The following is a 247-nucleotide window of genomic DNA, read 5'->3' as shown; positions in this document are numbered from 1 at the left end:
GAATACGGATTCGGAGAAGTTCCAAAACCGGATGCACGCATCTGCAAACCAATGGATCTTGTCAATATTTCTTTATAAATTCTCTCAAACAAAACAGGCACGGAAGATTTTTATCTCCCATGCCTTGTTTTATCTTTGTATTTATTTCTTGATGCATTTCTTTTTCAGGTATACCACAAATCCTACAAGAATCGCAAGAATTGCAAGAATATAAATAAACTTTGCAGTAAGACTTGTTGTGTAGGAA

At 34.8% G+C, this 247-nt stretch carries 1 protein-coding gene; it reads right to left on the bottom strand.

What is annotated here, in order from left to right; all coding sequences use genetic code 11:
- Window positions 1–61: 61 nt before the first annotated feature.
- A partial coding sequence (locus AC2FA3_RS15465) for a hypothetical protein (protein ID WP_490510364.1) occupies window positions 62–247 on the bottom strand: 186 nt, incomplete at its 5' end.

The organism is Janibacter sp. CoH_79_TC_3, assembly GCF_058197955.1.
Note: the sequence above shows the minus strand (reverse complement) of the source record. Positions and strands in the feature narration are given on the sequence as shown.